A 26,661-nucleotide genomic window follows, 5' to 3' on the forward strand; every position below is an offset into this window, starting at 1 on the left:
TCTATAATATTTGATATATTTTAGAGATAATTTGCCAATTATCATCTATATGAATTAAATTATGGTAATCCACCATGTGCACCTTTTGCTTGCGCAAATAAATATCGACTCTAACGCTCGCTGTATTTTCAGTGCGACTCATAATTTGTGTATCAAACTCATAATCTGGCTCAGCACCCGCTGCATCGATTAACTTATATAAATTTTCAATCGGACCTTCTGAAATCAGCTCATTATTTGCATCAAAGCCATACATTGTAGCCTTTTCATGAAATGCCGGTTTCATAATGCTAGAATCACCAGTTTTTACGCCTCGTTCATAGGCTGCCATAGTATGTCGAATTGTCTTTGCCATAACCGTTCCTCACTTTATTTTAACATCTATTATTTAAATATTTAAAGAACGTACGTTATATATTTGCTAGCTTATGACATTATTATATCAAGGACATACTTTTAAACAAGAACGCACAAAAAAGTGCGATACTAACATATTTTAACACTACTTACATTAAGTATAGTGTAGTTTTACAGCGACATGAACCACAGGGCCCGAAGTTACCTATTCATTATGGCGCTACACTCACCTACAGTGTAGTACCTTTCACAAAAGTGCGTTCTTCCTTATTAATATTATTCATGCTATAACCATACTATAAATTATTTCATAAGTATGAAAGGAGTTTATTATGAGTAAAGTATTATTAATCAACGGAAGTCCTAATCAAGCAGGCTGTACTTACACAGCGCTTAAAGAAGTGGCTGACACTTTAAAAGATCAACAAATCGATACTGAAATCTATTGGATTGGAAAACGAGAAATTCCAGGTTGTATTAACTGCCAACAGTGCTTTAAAACTGGTCGATGTGTCTTTAATACCGATGGTGTGAATGAAATAGCAGCTCGCCTTGATGAATTTGATGGAATTATTGTTGGCTCGCCAGTGTATTATGGCGGTCCATCTGGCCAATTATGTGCCTTTTTAGACCGTCTTTTCTATCCTCGTGAACGTCGCATGGCTGGTAAAGTAGCTGCTGCTATCGTATCTTGCCGACGCGCTGGTGCCACTACGGCCTTTGACAGACTTAATAAATATTTTACTATTAGCAATATGATACTAATTGGTTCACAATATTGGAACCAAGTTCATGGCTTTACTCCTGAGGATGTACGAAAAGACTTAGAGGGGCTTCAAACTATGCGCACTTTAGGTCTTAATATGGCATGGATTCTAAAATCTATTGAATTAGGTAAAAAAGCAGGCTTACAAAAGCCAGTCTACGAAGAAAAAGTTTGGACAAACTTTATCTAATAAGTAATCCACCATATACAAATTTACTTATATTTTCTTCCACCCATAAAGACTTAAGGCGATTAAAGTATACGCGTCAAAGCACATCATAAAAGGGGTAAGAATTGATATGCGCGTAATAAGATGTACATGAGCCCATATAAGGATAACCCCTAAAATGACACCGCGATGGAGCCAGCGCCTAGTTAAAGATGGTTTTAGTTGCCACATAGTGCCTAAAGCTACAAGTATGACTATGCCACCACCTAGTCCAGTGTAGACAATCTCTTCATGCATAGAAAATGACATAATATAATGGATGAGTCCCAGAATGACACTAAAGGGGCCTAACACTCTGTGCATCTTTAAAGAGGCTCCTGGCTCTATTTTATTTACTAAGGCAATTAAAAATGGCCATCTACTCATTAATACAATACTAAATAGCCAACTTGTATAGGCCAGTAAAGCTAGTGAATAATTTACTAGATTTACTGGCTCTTCTATTAAATCTTTTTGCAATAAGACGATTAAAGGCAATGCTAATATTATTGTGCTTACAATAGTAATGCCATATAACTTCATTGTTTGTTTCATTAGATAATCCCTATTTCTTTAAGCCATACATCAACTGCAGCTTTAGATTCTTCCAAAGCTGCCTGTCGTCCACGGATAGCTAGACCTTTTAATACAGTGGCATTAGGATACTGTGCTTCTAATTGTGCCTTTGTATTGCCAAGACCAGATCCTTCATGAGTAGTAAAGGGAATTACTGTTTTACCATTCAAATTAGCTTGATCTAAGAAACTACGCACTATCATAGGGTATTCGCCCCACCAAATAGGACCACCTACAAACACAATATCATATGAACTTACATCAGGTAATGGATTTTTAATAGCAGGTCGTTTATTATTAGCCTGTTCAGCTTTAGCAACATCTAAAATTGTATTATATTCATCAGGATAATCTTTGGCTGGCACTATTTCATATATATCGCCACCTGTGGCAGCTTGAATATAATTGGCAATCTGGTGCGTATTGCCGATAACAGGAGTTTCATTACCATAGAGACCTTTTGTGCGAGAGAAAAATACAATCAATACCTTTTTATCTTTATTTGTTAAATCTGCCGGCCCTGTAGCACGACCTTCACTAGCACTCACTGTAGAGCCTTGAGTCGATGATGCATTTTGTCCTGTAGAATAATTAAATGCAAATAAACCAATTGCTACAGCTACAATTACCAATAAACCGACTATCTTTTTTACATTCATTACTATCACTCTCTTTCTCTAAAAACTACATCCAACTAAGAACTTAAGTTTAGCTTACGCCCTAAAGCTAACTTCAAGTCAACACCTTTTTACAGATTAATTTTAAAATAATTGCATTATAAAAATCCCACAGAGTGGCTATTAGCCTCTTACTCTTAAACATCTCATCTAAGAGCAAGAAAGCGTTAGCATTCTCTGTGGGATTTTTGTTTTAATTATTGTATAAAGTGTTAGCTACACCTATAGTTTTAGTTACACGTAAAATCTTATTTATACATATAATCATTTACACATATAACCTATTTACACATATGGTCTTAATCATACCTAATGTCTTAAAACATATGGAGCATTTTAAAATATATAGGATGTATAAGCTATATGAAAATAGTAAAACATATAAAATTATAAAATATAATTTGAAAGGTCTACATCTTTTACGATAGTACCAAGTCGTTCTTCCACCATTTCAGCCGTAATTTCTACATCAACTGGCTCATTTGGTGGTGCATTAAAGGAAATATCTTGCAAGAGTTTTTCCAGGATTGTATGCAAGCGACGAGCACCAATATCTTCTGTTTCATTATTCACACGATACGCAAGTTCAGCCATTTTATCAATAGCAGCTTCTTTAAAGTGAATCGTTACATTATCTGCTTTAAGAAGCATGTGATATTGTTTTAACAACGCTTGTTGTGGTGTTGTCAAAATTTCTTTGAAATCAGCTTCCGTTAAACTATCTAATTCCACGCGAATTGGGAAACGACCTTGAAGCTCTGGAATTAAATCAGACGGCTTAGACACATGGAACGCACCAGCAGCAATAAATAAAATGTGCTCTGTTTTAATGGGACCATATTTAGTATTTACAGTGGCACCTTCTACGATAGGTAAAATGTCGCGCTGCACCCCTTCACGAGATACATCTGGACCACTGCGTCCATTATTGCCAGCAATTTTATCAAACTCATCAATGAATACAATGCCTTCTTGTTCAGCGAGTTCAATAGCACGATCATTTACTGCATCCATATCGAGAAGCTTTTGACCTTCTTCTTGAATGAAAATTTTACGCGCTTGCGCTACAGTTGTATGGCGTTTCTTTTTCTTCTTAGGCAAGATAGAGCCTAGCATATCTGTAATATCAGTCCCCATATTATCCGGGCTACCAGTTAATGGCATGGCAAAGGCTTTCGTTTGCTCTTCCACTTCAATCTCAATCTCACGACTATCCATGAGACCATTTTTCAAACGCTCATAGAATTGCGCCCGTTTTTCTGACATTTCAGCGCTTTCTTCTTCTTTTTTAGCGTCTTCTTCCTTTATATCCTCTTCTTCATTCGGTGCGCTAAAGAGCATTTCTAAGGGATTGGTCATCTTCTTGGTGACACTTTCTTTTTTAGGCCATAGGATTTGCAATAAACGCTGATTAGCTAGTTCTTCAGCTTTAGCTTCTTGAGATTCCATCATCTCTTCTTTCACCATGCGCACTGCGTTTTCTACTAAATCGCGAATCATCTGATCTACATCGCGACCTACATAGCCCACTTCTGTAAATTTAGTAGCCTCTACTTTTACAAATGGAGCGCGCACAAGTTTTGCCATGCGACGAGCCAATTCAGTTTTACCTACCCCAGTGGGACCGATGAGTAGAATATTTTTAGGAATATATTCTTCACGTACATCATCAGGTAATTGTTTAGCTCGCCAACGATTACGAAGGGCAATGGCAATCATCTTTTTTGCCTCTTTTTGCCCTACCACATATTTATCTAATTCAGCCACAATCTGTCGTGGCGTAAAATTATTGGTATCCATTAAATTTCCTCCACAATAACATTATGATTGGTATATACACAAATATCAGCTGCAATATGCAATGCTTTTTCAGCCACTTCACGAGCTGATAGTTCCGTATTAGCAGCTAAAGCGCGAGCTGCTGCTAAGGCATAATTGCCACCAGACCCGATAGCACAAATGCCATCATCAGGCTCAATGACTTCGCCATTGCCAGATACGAGTAGAATTGTCTGTCCATCAGCAACTAATAGTAATGCTTCTAAATTGCGAAGCATTTTATCACTCCGCCATTCTTTTGCAAGTTCTACTGCACTGCGCACTAATTGACCATTATATTGATTTAACTTTGCCTCAAATTTGTCAAATAAAGTGAATGCATCGGCCACAGAACCAGCAAAACCAGAAATTACCTTACCATTATATAAACGGCGTACTTTTTGCGCCGTATTTTTCATTACAACACTTTGCCCCATAGTCACCTGGCCGTCGCCAGCAATGGCGATTTTACCATCGCGCTTTACGGCACATATGGTGGTGGCATGAAATTCTGTCTTCATAGTGAATAATCCTCCTTAACTTTAGCCAAATCTTCTAAAGAGCGTTGAGCGATAAGCGCATTCTTCTCTTTTTTCTTACGCACTTTTGTTGGCCATGGTTCCATTATACCAAAATTGATATTCATTGGTTGGAAATCACTGCCTTCATAAGCACTGATATACTGGCTTAAGCCGCCCATTGCCGTAGTTTTAGGGAATTGGATAGGTTCTTTATCACTCATCTGCTGGAATACTTGTAACCCTGCCATAAGGCCTGATGCAGCTGATTCTAAATACCCTTCAACGCCTGTCATTTGACCAGCAAAATAAAGGCGCTCATCAGCTTTTAATTGGAAGCGATGATTTAAAAGTGTTGGCGAATTAATATATGTATTGCGATGCATTACACCATAGCGAACAAATTCTGCATTTTCCAAACCTGGAATCATAGAGAATACACGCTTTTGTTCGCCCCATTTTAAATGCGTTTGGAAGCCCACTAAATTAAACATAGTGGCCTCTTTATTTTCTTTACGAAGTTGAACTACTGCATAGGATTCAGTGCCCGTCCGCTTATCCACAAGCCCCACTGGCTTTAAAGGACCAAAACGCAAGGTATCAATACCACGGGACGCCATAATCTCTACAGGCATGCAACCTTCAAAATACATTTCTTTTTCAAATTCTTTAGGCTTAACTACTTCAGCAGTAGTCAATGCCTCCCAAAAGGCTTTGTATTCCTCTTCACTCATAGGGCAATTTAAATAATCTGCATCCCCCTTATCATAGCGAGAGGCGGCAAAGACTTTATCGTAATTCAAGGATTCAGCCGTTACGATAGGTGCTGCTGCATCATAGAAATAAAAATCACCTGTACTAGTTAATTTCTTAACATCTTCTGATAAAGCATCAGACATAAGTGGGCCAGCCGCAACAATTACAATGCCTTCTTTGGGAATCTCAGTCACTTCTTCGCGAATGACTTCCACTAAAGGATGATTCATCAAGGTATCGGTTACCATCGCACTAAATAAATGACGATCTACTGCTAAGGCCCCACCAGCTGGCACTGCTGTAGCATCAGCACAGCGCATAATGAGTGAATCTAAACGACGCATTTCTTCCTTTAGTAAGCCCACTGCATTTTCAATATTGCCAGCGCGTAGCGAATTACTACATACTAATTCAGCAAATTGCTCCGTATGATGTGCTGGTGATTGTTTAACAGGGCGCATTTCATATAGCTTTACAGGAATACCGCGCTTAGCTAATTGCCAAGCTGCTTCAGAGCCTGCTAGGCCAGCGCCAATTATAGTAATAGGTGTAATACTCAAATTCTATCTCCTTTAATATGTATGAAAATATACGAGCCATAACAGTTTATCATAGGTAGCTAGACTTAACATGTACTTACCTATTCCTTCTATTCTTTCACTATTATGGCCAGTATATATTAAATTGTAATGGTTTAGTTAATATACTTAATATACTTACTGTACTTAATTTACTTTTTATTTTTTTATTGCTATTATGTTTTCATTTCTCATTTAACGTATGCTTTATTCACTCTGCACGCGTCTATTTACTTGCTTTTTTGTTGCTTTCTTGCTTGTTGCGTTTTTGCTACTTGTCTTCTTAGTAGTTGCTTTTTTAGTCGCCTTTTTAGTGCTTTTTGCCTTCGTATCAGCTGCTGTTACAACTTCATTAGATTCAGATACATTCGTCTCTGCTACTGTTGTATTATTACTTTCAGCACTTGATGCCTCTACATTAGACTCTTCTTTTTTCTTTCTAGTCCGCTTCTTAGGCTGTGTAGGGCAAGTTTCATTAGAGCAGAATTTCTTCGTAGTACCATTTTTATATGTCTTCTCAGTCATAATACTACTGCAAGTAGAGCAAAATTCATTAATCGGCTTATTCCAAAGCGTAAAATCACAAGCTGGATAGCGGTCACAGCCATAGAAAATTCGACCGCGCTTTGACTTTCGCTCCACAATGGTACCTTCTCCACATTTAGGACAGGCCACACCTGTGCTCACCGTAATCGGCTTTGTATTCTTACACTCTGGGAAATTAGAGCATGCCAAGAATCGACCAAAACGGCCAAATTTGTATACCATTGGGCTACCACAAAGATCGCAAATCTCATCGCTTTCTGTGTCAGCTATTTTAACTTTTTCTACCTCATTAGCCTCTTCAAGCTCTTCGGAGAAAACTGTATAAAATTGCCCCAACACATCTTGATAGCTTTCTTTACCATTGGCAATATGGTCTAAGTCTTCCTCTAAATGAGCTGTAAAATCTACATTGATGATTTTTTCAAAATGAGCAATCAAAAAGTCTACCACTACAAATCCCAATTCAGTAGGGATGAATTGCTTATCATTGCGCTCCACATAATTTCTGGAAATAATGGTATCCATAATAGGCGCATACGTACTAGGGCGACCAATGCCACGCTCTTCAAGAGTCTTGATAAGACTCGCTTCTGAGTATCTAGCTGGCGGTTGAGTAAAATGCTGTTCTGGCTCAATCGTATCGTTCGTAACCTGTTCCCCTTGCTCCATACTTGGAATGAGGCGCACTTCATCGTCCTTTTTATTGTCTTCATAGACTTCTGTAAAGCCTTTGAAAATAACTTTACTCCCCGATGCGCGCAAGGTATAATCGCCGCTTTTTAGTTGTGCCGTTACAATCTCAGACTGTTGCGCTGCCATTTGGCTTGCCATAAAGCGATTCCAAATTAAAGTATATAGCTTTAATTCATCGCGACTTAGAAACTGTGCTACCATTTTAGGCGGCAGTTCTAAAGAAGTAGGTCGGATGGCCTCATGCGCGTCTTGACTGCTTTCTTTAGTGCCAAACACATTGGCTTTTTTAGGATAATACTCAGGTCCATATTGATGGATAATATAGTCCTTAGCTGCACTCTGCATTTCTGCAGCAATACGCGTAGAGTCGGTACGCATGTATGTAATCAAACCTACATGACCATAGCCACCAATTTCAAGACCTTCATATAAATGCTGGGCAATCATCATCGTTCGCTTAGCCCCAAAACCAAGTTTACGGACCCCTTCTTGTTGTAAGGTAGACGTCGTAAATGGCGCTGGTGCACGGCGAGAGCGCTTGCGCGTATCTACGCTAGTAACCTCAGCCGTAACTCCTGCTAATTCCGCTTCAATAGCTTTTGCTTCAGCCTCATTGGAAATAGCAATCTTTTCGTCATTCTTATGAGTTAATTCCGCAACAAAGCTTTCTTTATTAGCCGTCTTATATTGACCGGAAATTGTCCAATACTCCTCTGGTACAAAGGCTTCAATTTCACGTTCTCGCTCGCAAATAAGGCGCACCGCTACAGATTGCACACGACCAGCACTTAATCCTTTGCATACTTTTTTCCAAAGTAAAGGACTTAATTTATAGCCCACCAAGCGGTCTAGCATACGCCGCGCTTGTTGCGCATCTACCATATCTTTATCAATCGTTCGAGGGCTATTAATAGCCTCTGCTACAGCATGTTTAGTAATCTCATTGAACGTGATGCGGCACTTAGATCCTCCATCTACATTCAAAATATAGGCCAAATGCCAAGAAATGGCTTCCCCTTCGCGGTCCGGGTCAGTTGCGAGCAAGATGGCTTTAGATTTATCTGCCTCATCTTGCAATTCTTGGATTAATTTCTTGCGCGTTGCCAAATTAGAGTACTTAGGAATAAAACCATGCTCCACATCGATGCCTAATTGGCTTTTTGGCAAATCTCGTAAATGCCCCATACTCGCTTTAACTACATAATCAGGGCCTAGGAATTTTTCAATAGTCTTGGATTTAGCTGGTGACTCCACAATAACTAATGTTTTTCCATCTGGATTATATGACCGCGGTGTCGTATTTAAAGACTCCCCTACAACTTGCATAACTGGCTTAGTACCAGATTTGCTAGCTACAGCTACCTTTCCCTCTACACGGCGCTCTTCTTTTTTTGTATTTGTTTTATCTTTCTCTCCAATAACAATGGATCGTTTAATTGCCAAACTGATTCCTCCCAAGTTCTAAGATAATATACCCCTTAGTTGGAGTTCGTGCTATACATTGCTTCATTTCTAAATTTAATAACCCCAAATGAAGCGCTCCCTCTGGAAGATTCGTCTTCAAAGCCAATGCCTCTAAAGATGTTTCCTTCTCATAATGCAAAGCCTTCAAAATCGTATGCTCTTCCACATTAAAGCTTATCACACCACTGCCAATATGGCTACTATCTTTTTTATCTTCTCCCTTTGAGCGCTTAGGAGAATAGGTCCAACCACAATGCGAAAATACATCTTCTACTTTTGTCACTAGCGAAGCACCTTCAGATATTAACCAGTGATTACCAGCAAAATTTTCACTTAAAATATCCCCTGGCACCGCCAAAACCTCTCTCCCTTCGTTAATAGCTGTGTCTGCGGTAATAAGGGCACCACTTTTAGCCTTTGCTTCTACTACTATAACAGCCTTAACTAAACCTGTGATGATGCGGTTGCGCAACGGAAAATGATATCCCTTAGGTTCTAAGCCCGGTCCATATTCAGATACTAATAAACCGCCAGATGCTTCAATGCGTTTAAATAAAAGGGCATTACTCTTAGGATATGCCTGCTCTAATCCACAGCCCATAACAGCAATCGTTTCACCTTTGCCTACTAAAGCCCCTTCATGGGCATAGGAATCAATCCCCCTGGCGCCACCACTGACTACAACAACGCCACTGCGCGCTAACTGAGCGCCTAATAGATTGGCTACATTGCGCCCATAATGAGAGCAATCTCTTGCCCCTACCATGCCCACCATAGCCGGTCTATGAAGTAGTTCTGCATTGCCTCTATAAAATAACACAGCAGGAGGATTAAAAATTTCACTTAATTGAGCTGGATACAAAGGACTTGTATAGGGAATGACACCTATGTTCCAACGCTGTAATTGGGCTTCAATTTTATCTAAACTTATAGACTCTATGCCTCGCTTTACAGTGGCTTGGCTGCGTTTAGTAATGGGAATCTCCTGCCAACTAATATTCTTATGACAAAGTTCTGTCCACGCCACTTTAGGTGAACCAAAGGTATTAATTAGTTGCCGAAACGTTACTGAACCAACACCCGGTAAACTGCCAAGACCTGCCCAATACACCAATTCCTCACTTACATGTGCCATCATTTATCCTCCCTAACATCTATCTTTTATATTACGTCCTATAAGTTAAAGCCTCCGCTAACTCTGCTGCATCTACCTCTTCACGTCCTTTTAAATCACTAATTGTTCGTCCTACACGCAATATGCGGTCATAACTGCGAATACTAATATGTAATGTTTTAAACGCATGTTCTAGCAATCTCTCACCTTCCAATGTTAATCCACAGGACTCTATCAATTGTTTATGACTTAAATCGCTATTTACCTTACACTGCTCATAACCTAAACGCTTAAAGCGAGTCTCCTGCCTTTCTCTGGCCTGTATTACGCGCTCTCTAATCACTTTTGAAGACTCCCCTTCACTAGAAGCCATCAATTCATCATAGGAAGGTCTCGTCACATGAATCATCATATCGAGTCTATCCATCAATGGCCCTGATAATCGCTTCGTATAGGACTCCACTTGCCAGGGGGTACAGGTACAAATATGCCCTTCACCGCCTTCGTGCCACCCACAGGGGCAAGGGTTCATAGCCATTAGCAAAATGAAGCGACATGGATAAGTGTAATTCCCCTTAGCACGACCAATGTGAATACATCCTTCCTCTAAAGGCTGGCGCAACACTTCTAGGACTGGTCTTGTAAATTCAGGAGCTTCGTCTAAAAAGAGCACGCCCCCATGACTCAGGGTTAATTCACCCGGTTTAGGAATACTACCGCCACCGGTCATGCCTGCTAAAGTAATGGTGTGATGAGGATTGCGAAAGGGGCGCTGTCTCATTAGACCTGACTGAGGCAATAAACCAGCTACACTGTAAATTTGACTAATAGCTAATTGCTCCTCTTCTGTTAATGGTGGCAGTATACTAGGCATACAACGAGCTAACATAGTTTTTCCTGCCCCTGGCGAGCCATTGAGCAGCACATGATGCCCACCTGCAGCTGCTATTTCAAGGGCTTTTTTAGCCATACTTTGCCCTTGAACAGCTGAAAAGTCATCGCTTCTTTCCACAAACTCTTCGCAGTGAACACGCCCTTTCTCCGCATATACCGGTGATGACGTGCCACTCACCATAGATACTAAAGAAGATAGCTGATCACTAATCATAACTTTTTTATCGAAGCCACAGGCCATTTCTTCGCCTAATTCTTTGGCTGTCGCTATGACATCCATATTCATAGTCCGTGCCTTTAGCGCCATAGCTAGACCACCGCGGACAGGTTTAATTTTTCCCTCCAAAGATAGTTCACCGATAAACACTGTTTTTTCTGCTATATATTGAATTTTATCAGCCTCCCTACCCAATTGACCTGACGCCAATATAATTCCCATGGCAATCGCTAGATCTAAACCTGACCCATCTTTTTTTACATCAGCTGGTGCTAAATTAACTACGATTCGCTGTAAGGGAAATTCATAGCCTCCATTTCGTATGGCTGCCCGAACTCGTTCCTTAGCCTCTCGTACAGCAGCCGTAGGAAGTCCTACAATTTCAAAGCATGGCAAACCTCTGGCAATATCTACTTCGACTTGCACTGCAATCCCTTCTAAACCAACAATGACCATGCCATATGTTTTTGCATACATATATATCCTCCTAAAAACAGCCTTTGAGATGCCGTACACTTATCCCCTTTGCTTTTACATACACTTCAATAACATCAAAGCGCATAGTCTCATATGCCCGTGTTTCCTCTTGCAAATACCACTGCAAGGCCCCCTTAATATGTTTCTGCTTTTGCCAAGATACAGCTTCACAAGGTAAACCATAAGATTTAGTACGCCTTGTTTTTACTTCAATAATAGCTAATACCCCATCTTTAAAGGCCACTATATCTAATTCCCCTAAAGGTGTACGAATATTGGTGCACCAAATAGAATAACCCGCCTTTATCAAATACTCTCGGCTAAGCTCTTCACCATATCTGCCAAGCTCTATGTGATTCATTGTTTGTATATTTATTTCCATAAACCACCTCTTCATTACTACTAAAGTAACAGCAATAAAACAAATTGTAAACTCTACCTAATATACTAAAATAGCCTCATATTTACGTTTTATTTAATAGTCTACTTGACAATTTAAATTCACAATGGACGCTAATTTATATATGTTTAAACGAGAATAAAAATTTATAATTTAGAATATTTTTACAACACAAAGCTTCTATTTTGCCCTTATAAATTCATCAAGTAATTACTAGCTTAAAAGATTTCTTCACAATGGTAGCTTAAAGGTTTTCTTCAGAACGGATAAACTGCAAAAATATTATCGCGCTCATAGTTAGCTCTCCTAGCTAATAAGCCAATGTACAATAAAAAATTTCAAGAAAAACTAACTTACAGCAAAAACTCTTATAGTGAGGAAAAATCCGCAATAAAAAACACTGCAAGAGAGTCTCTCTTGCAGTGTTTCAATTTGCTGCTTACATTATATTTAATTGTAGCAATTACTAACTTTAGTAACTTTTTACTTTTGTAAACGTTAGCATTATAAACTTTTAGTTTGCTTTAATTTTTACATTTACTTTGTGAGACTAAATTTTATTTCTGTTTCTTCTTTGGCACGAAACCTGTCATAGTTCGAATTGGTTCAAAGGATCTTCGATGTAAGGGCGTTACACCTTGATTTTCCAAGGCCTCACGATGAAGCTCCGTATAATAACCTTTATGAACAGCAAATCCATAACCTGGATATTCTTCTTCTAAAGACTCCATATATCGATCGCGCGTTACCTTCGCTATAATAGATGCCGCTGCAATAGATGCACTCTTGGAGTCCCCTTTTACGAGTGATTCTACTGGCACTGTAGCATTAGGCAAAGGCATAGCATCTGCTAAAATGGCTTCAGCCTCGATTTCTAAGCTATTGATGGCTTCATACATAGCCTCGCGGGTCGCCTCATAAATATTTAACTCATCAATGCGCTCTGGGCTATATGAAATACAGCTCACAGCCAATGCTTTTTCCATAATCTCCTCGTATAAAGCCTCACGCTTATGAGGTGACAATTTCTTTGAATCATTTAATCCAGCTAAAAATAAATTAGGAGGTAAGATAACTGCTGCTACAGTAACAGGACCCGCTATAGGGCCACGGCCTACTTCATCGACCCCCGCCACATGATAGATACCTTCTTCATAGAAGCTCTCTTCGTACATATATAAACTATCTAAACGCTGCTTTTCTAATAATTGCTTTTTCTGTCGCAAAATATAGGCCTGTGCCAACTTTCTCACAGAAGAGCGGCTATCTTCTTGAGCCCACATTAAATAGTCAAAAGCAATAGGTCCATCTAATAGCTCTTTTATTTGCGCTACTTTTAGTTTATGAAATTCTTCATGTGTCATTCTTACTCCTCAGTAGTGCCTTTTTCTAAAACAGCCTGTTCTACTTCCCTAGCCTCATCGCCTTCAGTTAAAAGAGGCTCTTCATCTACACCATCTAAAGTAAGAAAGCCTAGTTTAGCATTGCGGTAATCAGTGAGTACAATGCGTCTAGCTTTTTCAAAATCTACAACGCCACCACTAACTAAACAACCTCGACGTCTTCCGATAGATTCTAATAGAGTATCGGTTGATGCCAACTCTTCTTCTGATAGTTTATAGCGCGTTTGCAAAATCTGAGGATCTGCTTCTTTAATCTGGCGAAGTAATTGCTTCATAACAGATTCTAAATCATATACATCATCTGAAATAGCACCTGTCATCGCCAATCTAGCGGCAGCCCGTTGGTCTTCTAGCTTAGGCCATAGTACGCCTGGCGTATCAAGTAATTCTAAATTCTTGCCGATTTTTACCCATTGTTGACCACGTGTATGACCTGGCTTATCGGCCGTTCTCGTAGCAGCTGCACCAGCAAGTTTGTTAATGAGGGTTGACTTGCCTACATTGGGAATACCTAAAATAATCGTGCGCACAGAACGAGAGCGAATGCCCTTTTTTATCCATTTATCTATAATGGGACGAGCTAATTGTTCCACTGCTTTTACTAATTGCTTATTCCCCTTGCCAGATTTAGAATCTATGGCTAGTACCGTTACACCTTGACTTGAGAAATACTCTGTCCACTCTTTTGTCGCTTTTCTATCTGCCAAATCGGCCTTATTTAATACTACAATATGAGGCTTTTGACCAACTACTTCGCTAATTACAGGATTGGCACTACTGCGTGGAATACGCGCATCCAATAGCTCAATTACTACATCAACTTTTTTAACATATTCCTTGATCATCTTTATCGCCTTAGCCATGTGGCCTGGGAACCAATGAACTACAGGAAATATGTCTTGTTTCATATCTGCCATCTATATCGCCTCCTCTAAATTCATTCAACTTTACTCTAACTATATTCAAATCTATTATACAATAAAATAGATAGTTCTAACATTTTATTACCATTGGCAAGCTTTATTTTATTCCATAAAAAGAGAAAATTATTAAAATATATTAACTTTAGCACTGAAAAACAGCTTAGAAGTCACCCTATTAAGGCGTCTCATTCACCTCAATGGAGCATCTATAAAGAGTCAATTAAGGACTTATAGGCCTGAGATTATAGGTCTAAGTTTAATCCCTTTAGAATTAAACAATAGATTCAGTCTCAATGTAATTAAATAGTTTATACCGAGTCTACCTATTACATCCCATGTCTATATGGTAAAAAAATAAAGGACTGCCATAGGCAGCCCTTTATTGGAAAGATTAGCGTTTTTCGCGAATACGCGCAGCTTTACCAGTGAGATTACGTAAGTAGTACAATTTAGCACGACGAACAACACCACGACGCATAACTTCGATTTTAGCTAAACGTGGGCTATGTACTGGGAAAGTACGTTCTACGCCTACGCCAGAAGCGATACGACGAACAGTGAAAGATTCACGAACGCTACCACCTTGACGGTTGATTACTAGGCCTTCGAAAACCTGGATACGTTCACGGGAACCTTCCACTACCTTTACGTGTACACGTACGGTGTCACCAGCGCGGAATGCAGGAATGTCTGCACGAAGTTGTTCTTGCTCAATTACGTTAATAATGTTCACTTTTATTTCCTCCTTATTGTAGACATTCTTACCCATACTTCATAGGCAGCGGACTATCTCAAATTAACAGAATAATCATAACATATAGAACAAACTCTTGACAAGGGCTTTTTTAGTCCTTATCAAGAGTTTTTGATTCTTTTTCAAATTATTTCGAAAAATTTTAAAACTTTTGAAGCATCTTACGTTTATTTTAAAGCGCTCACTTCACCAATAGCGTACATAACTTCATATGCAAGACGTACTAATTGTAAGCGATTAGCTTTTACTGCTGCATCATCGGCCATAACCATAACAGCTTCAAAGAAGTCGTTAATAGCTGGCACTAATGTTTCAGGCAAGGCTACAACTTTACCAAAATCAGCCGCTTCATAAGCAGCTTTAGATTCTTCATACGCTTTTACTGCCACATCAAATAAAGCCTGTTCCTCTTTAGCTTCAAAAAATTTAGCATCTACTGCTTCATAAGCGATGTCTTTTACAAGATTATACATGCGAGTATAGGCTTGTACAAGCTCCACATTTTCATCAATGCGATGAGCCATCAACGCTTTTACAAGACCATCAGCAGCTGCCACTGTAGTAGAATCCTTAGATAATACGAGGTCAATTACTGCATGTGGTACTTCGTGATCTAAGTAAATATTCTTTAAGCGAAGTACAAAGAAATGAGCTAATTGAGCTACAATTTCATCATGTTTAGCTTCGTCAACCCCTAGTAAGGACAAGTCAGCGCGCCAAATTGGCTCTAGATTAACATCATAACCACTTTGACTTAAAATATTTAACACGCCAATTGTTTGACGGCGAAGTGCATATGGATCTTGAGAACCTGTTGGAATTAAGCCACGGCTAAAAGTAGCTACAATATTGTCGATTTTATCGATGATACTCAAGATTTTACCAGCTGGTGTAGCAGGTAACATATCGCCAGCAAAGCGAGGTAAGTACTGTTCAAAAATCGCTTCGGCTACTTCCGTAGATTCTCCATCGAGCAAGGCATATTCTTTACCAATAACCCCTTGAAGTTCAGTAAATTCAGTCACCATGCCAGTAGTTAAGTCGGTTTTTGCCAGTACTGTAGCACGTTCTAGTTCAGCCATAGCATCTTCTTCTAAGCCACACATATCGCCAAGCATAGTACCAAGTTCTAATAAGCGATCAGTTTTATTAGCTAAATTGCCCAAACCTTCTTGGAATACAATTTTAGTCAAACCATCTGTGCGTTCTGCCAAGGATTTCTTGCGGTCTTCATTGAAGAAGAATTTCGCATCATCAAGACGAGCGCGAAGCACTCGCTCATTCCCAGCAGCTACTACATCAATGCTCTTAGCATCGCCATTGCGAACAGTTAAGAACATAGGCAATAACTTACCTTCTGAATCAGTAAGTGGGAAATAGCGTTGATGATCCTTCATTGGTGTAATAACGGCTGCATCAGGAAGGTCTAAATAGGACGTATCAAACGTACCACAAAGAGCTGTTGGGTATTCTACTAAGTAAACTACTTCATCCAATAAATCTTCGTCCCATACGATGGACGCCTTTTTCTCCGCTGCAATAGCTTCTAATTGTTCTACAATCATTTTACGGCGTTTTTCTGGGTCAACAATGACAAAGTTTTCTTCTAAGGCTTGTAAATAATCTACTGGATGCTGTACGAGTACACCGCGTTTACCTAAGAAGCGATGACCGCGGCTAAATGTAGATGAACGAACACCGGCAAATTCAACTGGAATCAACTCTGTATCAAGTAAGGCGAGAATCCAGCGAATGGGACGGATAAATTTATCATCTAAATCTCCCCAGTGCATGGACTTAGGGAAGCTTAAGTCATGAATGAGCTCTGGCAAAATTTTAGTAAAAATCTCTGCCGCATCTACCCCTTCAGTTGTCGTATTAGCATAAATATAGCCATCTTCTACTACTAAATCAGCTACATCAATTCCTTTGCCACGGGCAAAGCCTTGCGCTGCTTTAGTTGGGTTCCCGTCTCCATCAAAGGCGATGGATGCAGAAGGGCCTTTATGACGTTCATTAAGTGTATCGGATGTATCGTTCACACCATCGATTAATAAAGTAATACGACGTGGTGTACCAAGAGTGCGAATCGATGCATATCCTAAATGATGTTCATTTAATTTAGTTTCAGTTAAGGACTTTAATTGAGATAAAATACCAGGCATGGCTCCCGCAGGAATCTCTTCCGCCCCGATTTCAAATAAAAGATCTTTGGCCATGTTATTTATCTCCTTTCAATAATGGGAATCCTAAGGCTTCCCGTTTATCTAAATAGGCTTGAGCACAAATACGTGCTAAGGCGCGAACACGGCCGATGAAGGCAGTACGTTCACTAATACTAATAGCACTACGTGAGTCAAGTAAGTTGAAAGTATGAGAACATTTTAATACATAATCGTAGGCTGGAAGAATATAGCCTTCTTCACAAATGCGCTTAGCTTCTGCTTCATACATATCAAATAATTTAAAGAGCATATCTGTATCAGCTAATTCAAAGCTATAAGCAGATTGTTCCACTTCATTTAAATGCCAAATGTCACCATAAGTAACATTTTCATTCCATTTTAAATCATATACATTCTCTACACCTTGAATATACATAGCAAGGCGTTCAAGACCATATGTGATCTCTACAGACACAGGCTTCACATCAATGCTGCCTACTTGTTGGAAATATGTAAACTGAGTGATTTCCATACCATCGAGCCACACTTCCCAACCAAGGCCCCAAGCGCCAAGAGTTGGAGATTCCCAGTTATCTTCTACAAAACGAATATCATGGTCTTCGCTGTGAATACCTAAGGTTTCTAAACTTTTTAAATATAATTCTTGAATATTGTCAGGAGACGGCTTAATAATTACTTGGAATTGATGATGTTGGTATAAACGATTTGGATTATCCCCGTAACGTCCATCATCAGGACGACGGGATGGTTCTACATAGCACACAGACCATGGTTCAGGCCCAATAGCGCGCAAGAATGTAGCAGGATTCATCGTACCTGCCCCTTTTTCCATATCATATGGTTGTTGTAAGATACAACCTTGTTCTGCCCAGAATTTTTGCAGATTTAAAATAATCTCTTGAAATGTCATGTCCGTTCCTCCTAAAACTTTATTCATATTAGGACTCTAACCTCTGTTACAATACCAAGTCCCACTTATATTGTCAACCCATAATAGATGTATGTCTTTATAGCGCTTTCGCCTTCATAGTATGTAGAAAAGTCAAGGAGCTAAGTTCTTCCCCTAATTGCATCGTCGCATAGGCAAATAAATTACGCTCTAACTCTAGCCACAAAGGGCGAGTCAGTTCAATACTGTGCTCAGCGGACCAATTATAGAAAAGAATGTCCCCTAAGGCGCGCTGCGCCTCCTTAGAAAAAGTAAGTCCTGTACTTCCCGTAAATTCACTTAAGAATCGCGCTAAGCCATTCGCCTTAGCATAATCTGAAGCAGCTGGTACAAAACCAGCTTTACTTAAGAGCTGCCATCCGAGCAAGATAACAGCTAAAGGCACAGGCTTAGTCCTGGCTAATTGAGAGAAGCGATACACCAAATTAAATAAGGAATGATCTACTTCTTCTAAAGGAAATAAGCGACTAATGAGCTCTCCTGCAAAGGCTGCATAGCAAATGCTATTTAAATCAGTTTCAATGGAACGAATCAAATATCTACCATCGATTTGCTGTAAATTAAAATATTCTCCATCCTGCACAATTGTTATGACCACCGCACTAAAGGGCTGCAAATACCCTGTGCTGCGCATGCCTTGAAGTCGTTTATGCGGTACAGAACAGCGTATAATCCCCTTTTGACGAGTCAAAAAAGTAATGACAGAATACAATTTATGCTTTCTTCGCCATAATACAATGGCCTCGCAATTTATACCTAGGGCCATAATTATTCGTCTTCGCTTTCCTCTTCCTCAGGCACTTCAATAGGCACGGCATTTAATCGTGCAATACGATAGCCTTGCATTTCAGTAACTGTAAAGGTATAACCAGCTACTTCCACAGCATCGCCTACTACAGGCGTACGCTCTAATAGACCAAAGATAAAGCCACCAATAGTATCTTCTTCTGGATCATCGAAATCAACATGCATTGCATATTTCACTTCATCCACTAATACTTTACCATCAAATTCAAAAGAACCATCTGTATTGGCCACAATAGCAGGGGTATCATTTTCATGCTCATCCTTGATATCGCCCACTAATTCTTCAATAATATCTTCTAGGCAAACTAAGCCTACCATACCACCATATTCATCCACTACAACAGCCTGATAAATACGACGCGTCCTCATATATTGAAGGAGCACAGACAATTTCATCACTTCAGGAATTGTCAAAATATCGCGGCGAATAAGACGCATATCTTTTTCAGCCTTTTCTTTTTGCTCCATTAAATCCTTAATATGAACTAAGCCAATCACATGGTCCTTATCTTCTACACAAAGTGGGTACCGTGTGTGACTGGTCTCAGCAATGCTCTTCATAGTCTCTTCAAAGCTATCTTCCACATAGATACAATCTACATCTTGACGAGGAATCATAACTTCTTTGGCCATGCGCTCTACGAAGTCAAATACATTGTCAATTAATTCCCCTTCCACATGGTCTAATTGCCCTTCTAAATGACTGCGATTTACCATCATGCGGATTTCTTCTTCTGTGTGAACCAAGTCTAGTTCATTTTTATAAGGAGCACCGACCCAACGAAGTAAGAGGGAACTAGCCTGTTGGGCAATCCAAATAAAGGGAGCCCCCATATAGCCCAAAATACACACCACTTTAGCGGACCAGCGCACATAACGCAGTGGAAAAGATAGTCCTAAGGCCTTTGGCATAATTTCCCCTAGCACTAAAATCACTAAAGCGATAATGGCAATCACGATGACATCAAATACAAGGGCCAGCACTTCGTGATGAAGACCTAAAGCACGCTCCCAATACCCAATATAAGGGCTGATTAAAGCCGTGCCTACACTGGATAAGAGGACGATAAAAAATAAAATTAAAAATTGAGATGTATTAATAAAGCGTTCTGGCTTTTGATATAAAGTTCTCAAGAAATTTTTTGCATCTTCACTTAAGTCCTCTACATCATCTAAATGTTCTTCACTTAAACGAGCAAAGGAAAATTTTGCCAACACTAATACATTAATGAGCAATATACATAAAATGGCTAAGCCACCTAATATAAACCCAGCCTCCAGCGGCGTATCGATAGGAATCAGTCCTTTCTATTCATAACCAAATTCAGACAGCATGCCAGATTTATTGCGCCAGTCTTTTTTAACTTTAACCCATAAATCCAAATACACTTTTGTAGCCAATAAGCGCTCAATATCTGTGCGCGCTTCAGCACCTAGTTCGCGAAGCATACTTCCTTTTTTACCGATTATTATACCCTTTTGTGAGTCTCGCTCGCAATAGATAGTAGCACGAATATAAGTAGTGCCATCATCACGTTGTTTCATTTCATCTACGTCAACGGCAATGGCATGAGGAATCTCTTCTCTCGTTTTAAGCAAAATTTTCTCGCGCACAATATCGGCAATAATAAGTCGCTCAGGTTGGTCCGTAATCATATCTTCTGGGAAGTATTGAGGACCTTCTGGCAACACATCTTCTAGCACATGCAGAACCTCTTGAATATTGTCTTTTTCACGCGCTGAAATCGGAATAATCCCTTCAAACGGATATAAATTCTTATATTCTACAATCGTTTCTAGTACTTGCTCTTTAGTTAATGTATCGATCTTATTAATAACTAAAAATACAGGTACATCTACATTTTTTAATTGTTCAATAATAAAATTATCCCCTGGGCCACGCTTTTCATTGCCGGCCACCAAGAATAAAACTGCTTCTACTTCTTTTAAAGAATCAACCGCCGCTTTAACCATAAACTCTCCAAGCTTATGCTTTGGCTTGTGAATACCTGGCGTATCCATAAATACGATTTGTTTTTTCTCATCCATATACACGCACACAATGCGATTGCGCGTAGTTTGCGCCTTGTCGGAGACAATTACAATTTTATCCCCAATCAGAGCATTAATTAATGTAGATTTACCCACATTAGGACGGCCTACAACGGCTACAAAACCAGATTTAAAATGAGCATCTTTATTCATTATATGGTGCATCCTCCCGCACATAACCTAAATTTCCTAGTACAAATTCTTCTTCTGTACGCATTTCTTTTTTATCTTCATCAGTCATATGATCATAGCCTAATATATGCAAGCAGCCATGTACAGTCAAATAGGCTAACTCCCGTTCAAATGGATGACCATACTCCTGTGCCTGCTCAGCAGTTCGCTCCAAGGAAATAATTAAATCCCCTAGTAAATGAGACTCAACCTCGCCATTATCTTCGCCCTCATTTAAGGCAAAGGATAATACATCAGTAGGTCGGTCAATTTGACGATATTCCTTATTGAGCTTGTGAATATACTCATTATTACAGAGTAACACACTGAGCTCTTCCTCTTCGCTTAAGCCATATACACGGCTCACTTCTGCACAGACTGTATTGATAATTTCTTCATTATCTTTATTAGGCTCCATGCCTTCTATATAACTAATCGTAACTTCCATTATACTATGCCCCTTCTAAAGCATTCGTTAAATACTACCTATCTCCTAGAGACTGTCTTCAGTCGTTTTTTCTTCTTCCGCTTTTTTAAGGCGTTCTGCTTTTTCAGCTAAACGCTTTTGTTTCTTTTCATCTTGCATGTCTAATCGCGCTTGATAGGACTCATAGGCGCGAATAATTTTACTTACTAAGTCATGGCGTACTACATCTTCATCAGTAAATCGCACCATCTCAATGCCTGGCACACGAGCCAACACCTTTTCAGCTTCCATCAAACCAGATGTTACGCGATTAGGTAAGTCAATCTGCGTCTTATCGCCATTGATAACCATTTTAGACTGATTACCTAGACGAGTTAAGAACATTTTCATTTGCTCAGGCGTTGTATTTTGCGCTTCGTCTAAAATGACAAACGCATTCTCTAGTGTACGACCACGCATATAGGCAAGCGGTGCAATTTCAATAATGCCCCGCATCATAAAGCGCTCTACTTGCTCTAAACCAAACATATCATTAAGAGCATCGTATAAAGGACGTAAATATGGGTCTACTTTTTCCTTTAAATCGCCCGGTAAGTAGCCTAGCTTTTCCCCCGCTTCTACAGCAGGACGAGTTAAAATAATGCGCTCCACATCGCGGTTCTTCAAGTAAAATGCCGCTAAGGCTACAGCCAAGAAGGTTTTCCCTGTACCGGCTGGGCCGATGCCAAAGGTAATGGTATTATGGCGAATAGCATCTACATAACGCTTTTGTCCCTCTGTTTTAGGCGTAATCATTTTACCTTTTACAGTAATATTAATAGCATCTTCAAACATAGTGTGCAATAAATCTGCTTTTTTATTTTTCACCATTTTTACGGCAATGCGTACCTGCTGCTCGGTGATGGAACGGCTTTCTTTATATAAGAACACTAATTCTTCCATAACTCGCCAAAACTGATTGACTACTTCATCATCACCAGAAATTTGCAAAGTATCGCCACGACTTACTACATGACAAGGTAATTCTTCAATAATAATTTGTAAATGACGCTCTTGTACGCCTAAAATGGGACCTGCCATTTCATAGCGTGGGAATGTAAATGTGCGTTCACTCATAAATTCTCCTTCAACTCTCCTTTTTAAATTAACTCATTCTCTTTATATGTAACTAAAAATACATGGTAAATAGATGTTAGAAAAACTTGCGCACTGCCGATCCATTTAAATAATTATATAAATCACCTTGGCGCACATCCTGCTCTTCCATACGGCGATCAATTTCTTCTTGAATACGCCACCACCCCATAGACCAATTCGTAAACAAGGTATTAGTTTCTGGCGCACGGCCTACTAAGCGTTGCAAGACTATATTAGGATCTAAATGCCTTAAAAAGGCTATGACTCGGTCAATGTATTCATCAGCAGAAATTAAGGTAAAATCACCGGCTTCATACCATTTAGCCATGAGGGTATTTTTTACAATATACAAGGCATGCAACTTCACTTGGTCTACTCCAAGAGCGGACAAAATACGTGCTCCTTCAATAGTGTCATCCATAGTATCCCATGGCAAATTTAAAATCATATGTGCACAGGTGCTGATACCATAGCGCTTAGTACGCAATATAGCATCAATGAACTCCGCTAAGCCATGACCGCGATTGATTTTCTCCAAAGTATGATAATTTACACTTTGCAAACCATATTCTAAATAAATATCTACTTTATATCTTTCTTTAATGTCTTGCAAGACTTCTAAATACGCATCATTAATGCAATCTGGCCGTGTAGCAATGGCAAGGCCCACCGTTGTATCAATGCAACCAGCTTCCATATACTCTTTAAAACGGTCTAGAGGCAAGTACGTATTGCTAAAGTTTTGATAGTAAGGTATATATTTATAAGCCTTGTATTTGGGGGCAATATGAGCAATATTCGCCTGTAACTGCTCTTGTACAGTCATTGAGGCTGGCAAGTTCTCATAGCCGGCCCCAATTTCACCGCAAAACACACAGCCCCCTACACCAGCCGAACCATCTCTGTTTGGACAAGTTAGAGGCAGCGCTACTGGTAATTTATATACTTTTTCACCATAGGTTTCTTTTAAAAACTTCGAGTACACTCGATACCTTTTTGGTTTCGTCGTATCACTCATAAAAATTACATTCCTCCTAATTCAGGTCTCATAAACGGTGCTTGACGCTCTTTTACATCAATGATCAATGTCACCGTGTCTACACCCTTCGCTTTAAAATCAGCTACTTCACGCTCTGTAAGGGCGCCTAAGATGTGAGCTGTATGTAAATGTACTGTATGTTCACAATAGTCTTGGCGAATGCGGCGCCATTCCACAAAGCGATAATGCGGAATATAAGCTGACACGAGAGCTTCATCGCGCCAGAAAGCTTCACCTTGTTGGAGTAATTCCTTAGTCTGCTTAGGCAAACCTAATTCGTCACCGCGCACCTTGCCGCCATAACTAACTAAACAGTCATATTGTAATAGCTCCTGACTCGTTACATCTCCTTGCCTGCCAAAGAATTCATATAAAAAGGCCATCTGATCTTTATCATTTAACTTTCTTTGATGAAGCTTTTGACTGAGCCATGCCTTTGTCATAGACTCAAAATAATGGAAGGCACTGTGTTTTTCTTCAATTAAGCGACGACCAATATAGCCAAATACAGTGCGCAAGCGCTCACTATTATAGAAACGCTCAAACACATCTTCCAAATGCTTTAAAAAGCGCACTTCTTCATAAGGAAGTACATGGCTAGCTAGGACTTCATAAGGCGCTTTTTTATCATATATATACTCATAATCTTGGCTCCGTTCTAAACCTGAGCCTTGTAATAATTTTAAAAAGCCTAGTTGCAACGCATGAGGCTGTAAGGCAAACACATCATTAAAGGATTGTGCAAAGCGCTCGTACGGCTCGTGAGGCAAGCCTACAATAAGGTCCATATGCACGTGGGTACGCCCTGCTTTTATAACTGGCTCAATAACTTCACAAATATGAGGCCAATTATTATACCTCTTAATCGCTTTTAATGTGTCTGGATTTGTACTCTGTACGCCCACCTCAATTTGAATGCGCCCTTTAGGAGAATGACATAAAATATCTACTTCCTTAGGCCCCATGAGAACTGGCTCCATTTCCAAATGAAAATTCGTAGTTGTATCGGCCTCAACAATCCACTCCATAATTGGCAAATGGTGGTGTGCTGCACAGTTAAACGTACGATCAACAAATTTTATCTGCTTCACGTTATGGTCGATAAACCATTGCAATTCCTGTAATGTACGCTCTAAGGGAAAGAAGCGAACTGTATTGGCATTACCAGATAAACAATATTGACAAGAGAATGGACAGCCGCGAGACGATTCATAGTACATAATTTTATGCTCCAAATCATCCATATCTGCTTCTTCATAAGGGAAGGGAATAACACTTAAATCCTTCACCTCAGCTACGACTTCAGAGCCTCTAATTGAATTAGTCTCTCTGCAGCGCCCTAATAAACCTTCTATGGCCGGTTCAAAAGGCGACTCTTCACACTCTATGCGCTCAATGAAATTAGTAAAGACTTCTTCCCCTTCACCTTGCACAATAAAATCTATATACGGATGTGCTTCTAATATCTCGCTCGCCGTATAGCTCACTTCAGGGCCTCCTAAGACGATACGCAACTTAGGATTAATAGATTTCAAAAGCTGTGCCACATGAAGTGTCATATCAATATTCCAAATATAACAAGCAAAGCCTATAACATCGGCATCATGTTCAGTAATATCGCTAATAATATCTAAAACAGGCATATTAATAGTATATTCTACTATATTATATGCCTGCCCGCGGGTACGCCCATAAGCCCTTAAATACCTAAGGGCTAATGACGAATGTATAAATTTTGAGTTTAATGTACTTAATACAACGTTCATAGATTATTAAATTCCTTTATATGATCACAGCTACTACTGTCTCTAATGTTTTTACTTACTACCATATTTTAAAATGGCACAATTCTTGTTAATGATATAATTTCTAACTAATTATAACACATTCAGACCTTGGCTTGTACCATTTTACGGTAATCTTACAAATTAGCCACCTCTCAATATTCTCAAGGTATCCATCTCTTACATTTCAATCGACATATTCAATGTATCAATCACCTATACTTCAACCGGGACTTTTAATTTGTGGTTAACTTTTAATCCAATTAACATTTTCAATGTCTCAATAGCTTATACTTCAATTTTCAATGTCTCAATAGCTTATACGTCAAATGTAAAAATGTCACAATTATAAATAAGCGGACAATCAAAGAAGGTATTCATTAACTCTAGCTTTGATGCAGTTGGCTTCTCCACCACTTGGAAAAAAGCTTTCATAAACAGCGCATGAGTAAATAACGCCACATGCTTTTCACGGCCACTAAACTGCTCCTGCAGCATGGAGTGAACTAATTTTACGCGATCAATAAACTGACCAAAGGATTCAACTTCAGGACTCACTTGCCACTCTGGATTCATGGCCTCCCAAAAAGCATTAACCATGGGCTTACGCTCTTCCAAGGTGGTACCATTGGCCTTCTTAGGATCTAAATAAGTAAATTCTCGTACTTCCGCCCATTCCCAAACTGGCGCCGCTGGATGAACTAATCGCGTCGGCTCTGCTGTTTGTTGCGTACGCAAATACGAGGACACAATGATATGGTCAATGCGCTTCGGTAATTTGCTAGGAACTTCACCAGCTTGCTGATGACCTAATTCTGTCAAAGGAGTTAATGCCGTATCGCCAGTTTTAAGTCCTGCATTAGCAGTGCTCTCTCCATGACGGATTAAATATATAGTGCTCATAGGATGCCTCATTCTAACTTCTAACTTCTAACTTCTAACTTCTAACTTCTAACTTCTAACTTCTAAC

At 39.5% G+C, this 26,661-nt stretch carries 24 protein-coding genes; 1 reads left to right on the forward strand and 23 read right to left on the reverse strand.

The window, feature by feature from the left end; all coding sequences use genetic code 11:
* Window position 1: 1 nt before the first annotated feature.
* A complete protein-coding gene (locus QZR90_RS03420) occupies window positions 2-355 on the reverse strand; it encodes a nuclear transport factor 2 family protein (protein ID WP_295788800.1) in 354 nt (117 codons plus the stop codon).
* A 334-nt stretch (window positions 356-689) separates the two neighbouring features.
* Between QZR90_RS03420 and QZR90_RS03425 the strand changes: the two genes are divergently transcribed.
* Window positions 690-1,313, forward strand: coding sequence for a flavodoxin family protein (locus tag QZR90_RS03425; protein ID WP_295788801.1), 624 nt, complete (start codon window positions 690-692; stop codon window positions 1,311-1,313).
* 27 nt (window positions 1,314-1,340) lie between these two features.
* On the opposite strand, the gene QZR90_RS03430 is transcribed toward QZR90_RS03425, so the two are convergent.
* The 22 genes from QZR90_RS03430 to QZR90_RS03535 form a co-directional block, all read right to left on the reverse strand.
* The gene (locus QZR90_RS03430) at window positions 1,341-1,886 is read right to left on the reverse strand and encodes a hypothetical protein (protein ID WP_295788803.1); all 546 of its coding nucleotides are present in this window, start codon (window positions 1,884-1,886) and stop codon (window positions 1,341-1,343) included.
* Window positions 1,886-2,566 (reverse strand): flavodoxin, encoded by a 681-nt coding sequence (locus tag QZR90_RS03435; protein ID WP_295788804.1) that lies wholly within the window; start codon window positions 2,564-2,566, stop codon window positions 1,886-1,888. Before QZR90_RS03435 ends, QZR90_RS03430 begins: the two co-directional genes overlap by 1 nt.
* A gap of 405 nt (window positions 2,567-2,971) precedes the next feature.
* Window positions 2,972-4,384, reverse strand: coding sequence for an ATP-dependent protease ATPase subunit HslU (gene hslU / locus QZR90_RS03440; protein WP_295788807.1), 1,413 nt, complete (start codon window positions 4,382-4,384; stop codon window positions 2,972-2,974).
* Window positions 4,384-4,923 (reverse strand): ATP-dependent protease subunit HslV, encoded by a 540-nt coding sequence (gene hslV / locus QZR90_RS03445; RefSeq protein ID WP_295788809.1) that lies wholly within the window; start codon window positions 4,921-4,923, stop codon window positions 4,384-4,386. Before hslV ends, hslU begins: the two co-directional genes overlap by 1 nt.
* On the reverse strand, window positions 4,920-6,236 hold the full coding sequence (trmFO, locus tag QZR90_RS03450) for a methylenetetrahydrofolate--tRNA-(uracil(54)-C(5))-methyltransferase (FADH(2)-oxidizing) TrmFO (protein ID WP_295788810.1): 1,317 nt from the start codon (window positions 6,234-6,236) through the stop codon (window positions 4,920-4,922). Before trmFO ends, hslV begins: the two co-directional genes overlap by 4 nt.
* A 225-nt stretch (window positions 6,237-6,461) precedes the next feature.
* Window positions 6,462-8,936 (reverse strand): type I DNA topoisomerase, encoded by a 2,475-nt coding sequence (topA, locus tag QZR90_RS03455; RefSeq protein WP_295788812.1) that lies wholly within the window; start codon window positions 8,934-8,936, stop codon window positions 6,462-6,464.
* The gene (gene dprA, locus QZR90_RS03460) at window positions 8,926-10,092 is read right to left on the reverse strand and encodes a DNA-processing protein DprA (protein WP_295788814.1); all 1,167 of its coding nucleotides are present in this window, start codon (window positions 10,090-10,092) and stop codon (window positions 8,926-8,928) included. Before dprA ends, topA begins: the two co-directional genes overlap by 11 nt.
* A gap of 31 nt (window positions 10,093-10,123) precedes the next feature.
* Complete coding sequence (locus QZR90_RS03465) at window positions 10,124-11,659, reverse strand: YifB family Mg chelatase-like AAA ATPase (RefSeq protein WP_295788818.1); 1,536 nt, start codon at window positions 11,657-11,659, stop codon at window positions 10,124-10,126.
* A 10-nt stretch (window positions 11,660-11,669) separates the two neighbouring features.
* On the reverse strand, window positions 11,670-12,041 hold the full coding sequence (locus tag QZR90_RS03470; protein WP_295788819.1) for a YraN family protein: 372 nt from the start codon (window positions 12,039-12,041) through the stop codon (window positions 11,670-11,672).
* 575 nt (window positions 12,042-12,616) lie between these two features.
* On the reverse strand, window positions 12,617-13,423 hold the full coding sequence (locus QZR90_RS03475; protein ID WP_295788821.1) for a ribonuclease HII: 807 nt from the start codon (window positions 13,421-13,423) through the stop codon (window positions 12,617-12,619).
* 2 nt (window positions 13,424-13,425) lie between these two features.
* Window positions 13,426-14,379 carry a ribosome biogenesis GTPase YlqF gene (ylqF, locus tag QZR90_RS03480; protein ID WP_295788823.1) on the reverse strand — a complete coding sequence of 318 codons (954 nt, stop codon included), beginning with the start codon at window positions 14,377-14,379 and terminating at the stop codon, window positions 13,426-13,428.
* A gap of 397 nt (window positions 14,380-14,776) precedes the next feature.
* Entirely contained in the window at window positions 14,777-15,118 is a 342-nt protein-coding gene (gene rplS / locus QZR90_RS03485; protein ID WP_295788825.1) for a 50S ribosomal protein L19, read from the reverse strand.
* 188 nt (window positions 15,119-15,306) lie between these two features.
* Window positions 15,307-17,358 (reverse strand): glycine--tRNA ligase subunit beta, encoded by a 2,052-nt coding sequence (gene glyS, locus QZR90_RS03490; RefSeq protein ID WP_295788827.1) that lies wholly within the window; start codon window positions 17,356-17,358, stop codon window positions 15,307-15,309.
* A gap of 1 nt (window position 17,359) precedes the next feature.
* Window positions 17,360-18,235: a glycine--tRNA ligase subunit alpha gene (gene glyQ / locus QZR90_RS03495; RefSeq protein ID WP_295788829.1), complete on the reverse strand. Its 876-nt coding sequence runs from the start codon at window positions 18,233-18,235 to the stop codon at window positions 17,360-17,362.
* Window positions 18,236-18,332: 97 nt separating this feature from the next.
* A complete protein-coding gene (locus tag QZR90_RS03500) occupies window positions 18,333-19,040 on the reverse strand; it encodes a DNA repair protein RecO (RefSeq protein WP_295788831.1) in 708 nt (235 codons plus the stop codon).
* Between the two features lie 2 nt (window positions 19,041-19,042).
* Entirely contained in the window at window positions 19,043-20,362 is a 1,320-nt protein-coding gene (locus QZR90_RS03505; RefSeq protein WP_295788851.1) for a hemolysin family protein, read from the reverse strand.
* A 27-nt stretch (window positions 20,363-20,389) separates the two neighbouring features.
* Complete coding sequence (era, locus tag QZR90_RS03510) at window positions 20,390-21,286, reverse strand: GTPase Era (protein WP_295788834.1); 897 nt, start codon at window positions 21,284-21,286, stop codon at window positions 20,390-20,392.
* Entirely contained in the window at window positions 21,279-21,752 is a 474-nt protein-coding gene (gene ybeY, locus QZR90_RS03515) for an rRNA maturation RNase YbeY (RefSeq protein ID WP_295788836.1), read from the reverse strand. Before ybeY ends, era begins: the two co-directional genes overlap by 8 nt.
* Before the next feature lie 45 nt (window positions 21,753-21,797).
* Window positions 21,798-22,847, reverse strand: a complete 1,050-nt coding sequence (locus QZR90_RS03520; RefSeq protein ID WP_295788838.1) for a PhoH family protein — start codon at window positions 22,845-22,847, stop codon at window positions 21,798-21,800.
* 76 nt (window positions 22,848-22,923) lie between these two features.
* The gene (locus tag QZR90_RS03525) at window positions 22,924-23,886 is read right to left on the reverse strand and encodes a TIGR01212 family radical SAM protein (protein ID WP_295788840.1); all 963 of its coding nucleotides are present in this window, start codon (window positions 23,884-23,886) and stop codon (window positions 22,924-22,926) included.
* A gap of 5 nt (window positions 23,887-23,891) precedes the next feature.
* Window positions 23,892-25,673 carry a B12-binding domain-containing radical SAM protein gene (locus tag QZR90_RS03530; protein ID WP_295788841.1) on the reverse strand — a complete coding sequence of 594 codons (1,782 nt, stop codon included), beginning with the start codon at window positions 25,671-25,673 and terminating at the stop codon, window positions 23,892-23,894.
* A 336-nt stretch (window positions 25,674-26,009) separates the two neighbouring features.
* A complete protein-coding gene (locus tag QZR90_RS03535; protein ID WP_295788843.1) occupies window positions 26,010-26,594 on the reverse strand; it encodes a histidine phosphatase family protein in 585 nt (194 codons plus the stop codon).
* Window positions 26,595-26,661: the final 67 nt, after the last annotated feature.

Source organism: uncultured Veillonella sp., assembly GCF_900545795.1.
Classification (GTDB): Bacteria; Bacillota; Negativicutes; order Veillonellales; family Veillonellaceae; genus Veillonella_A.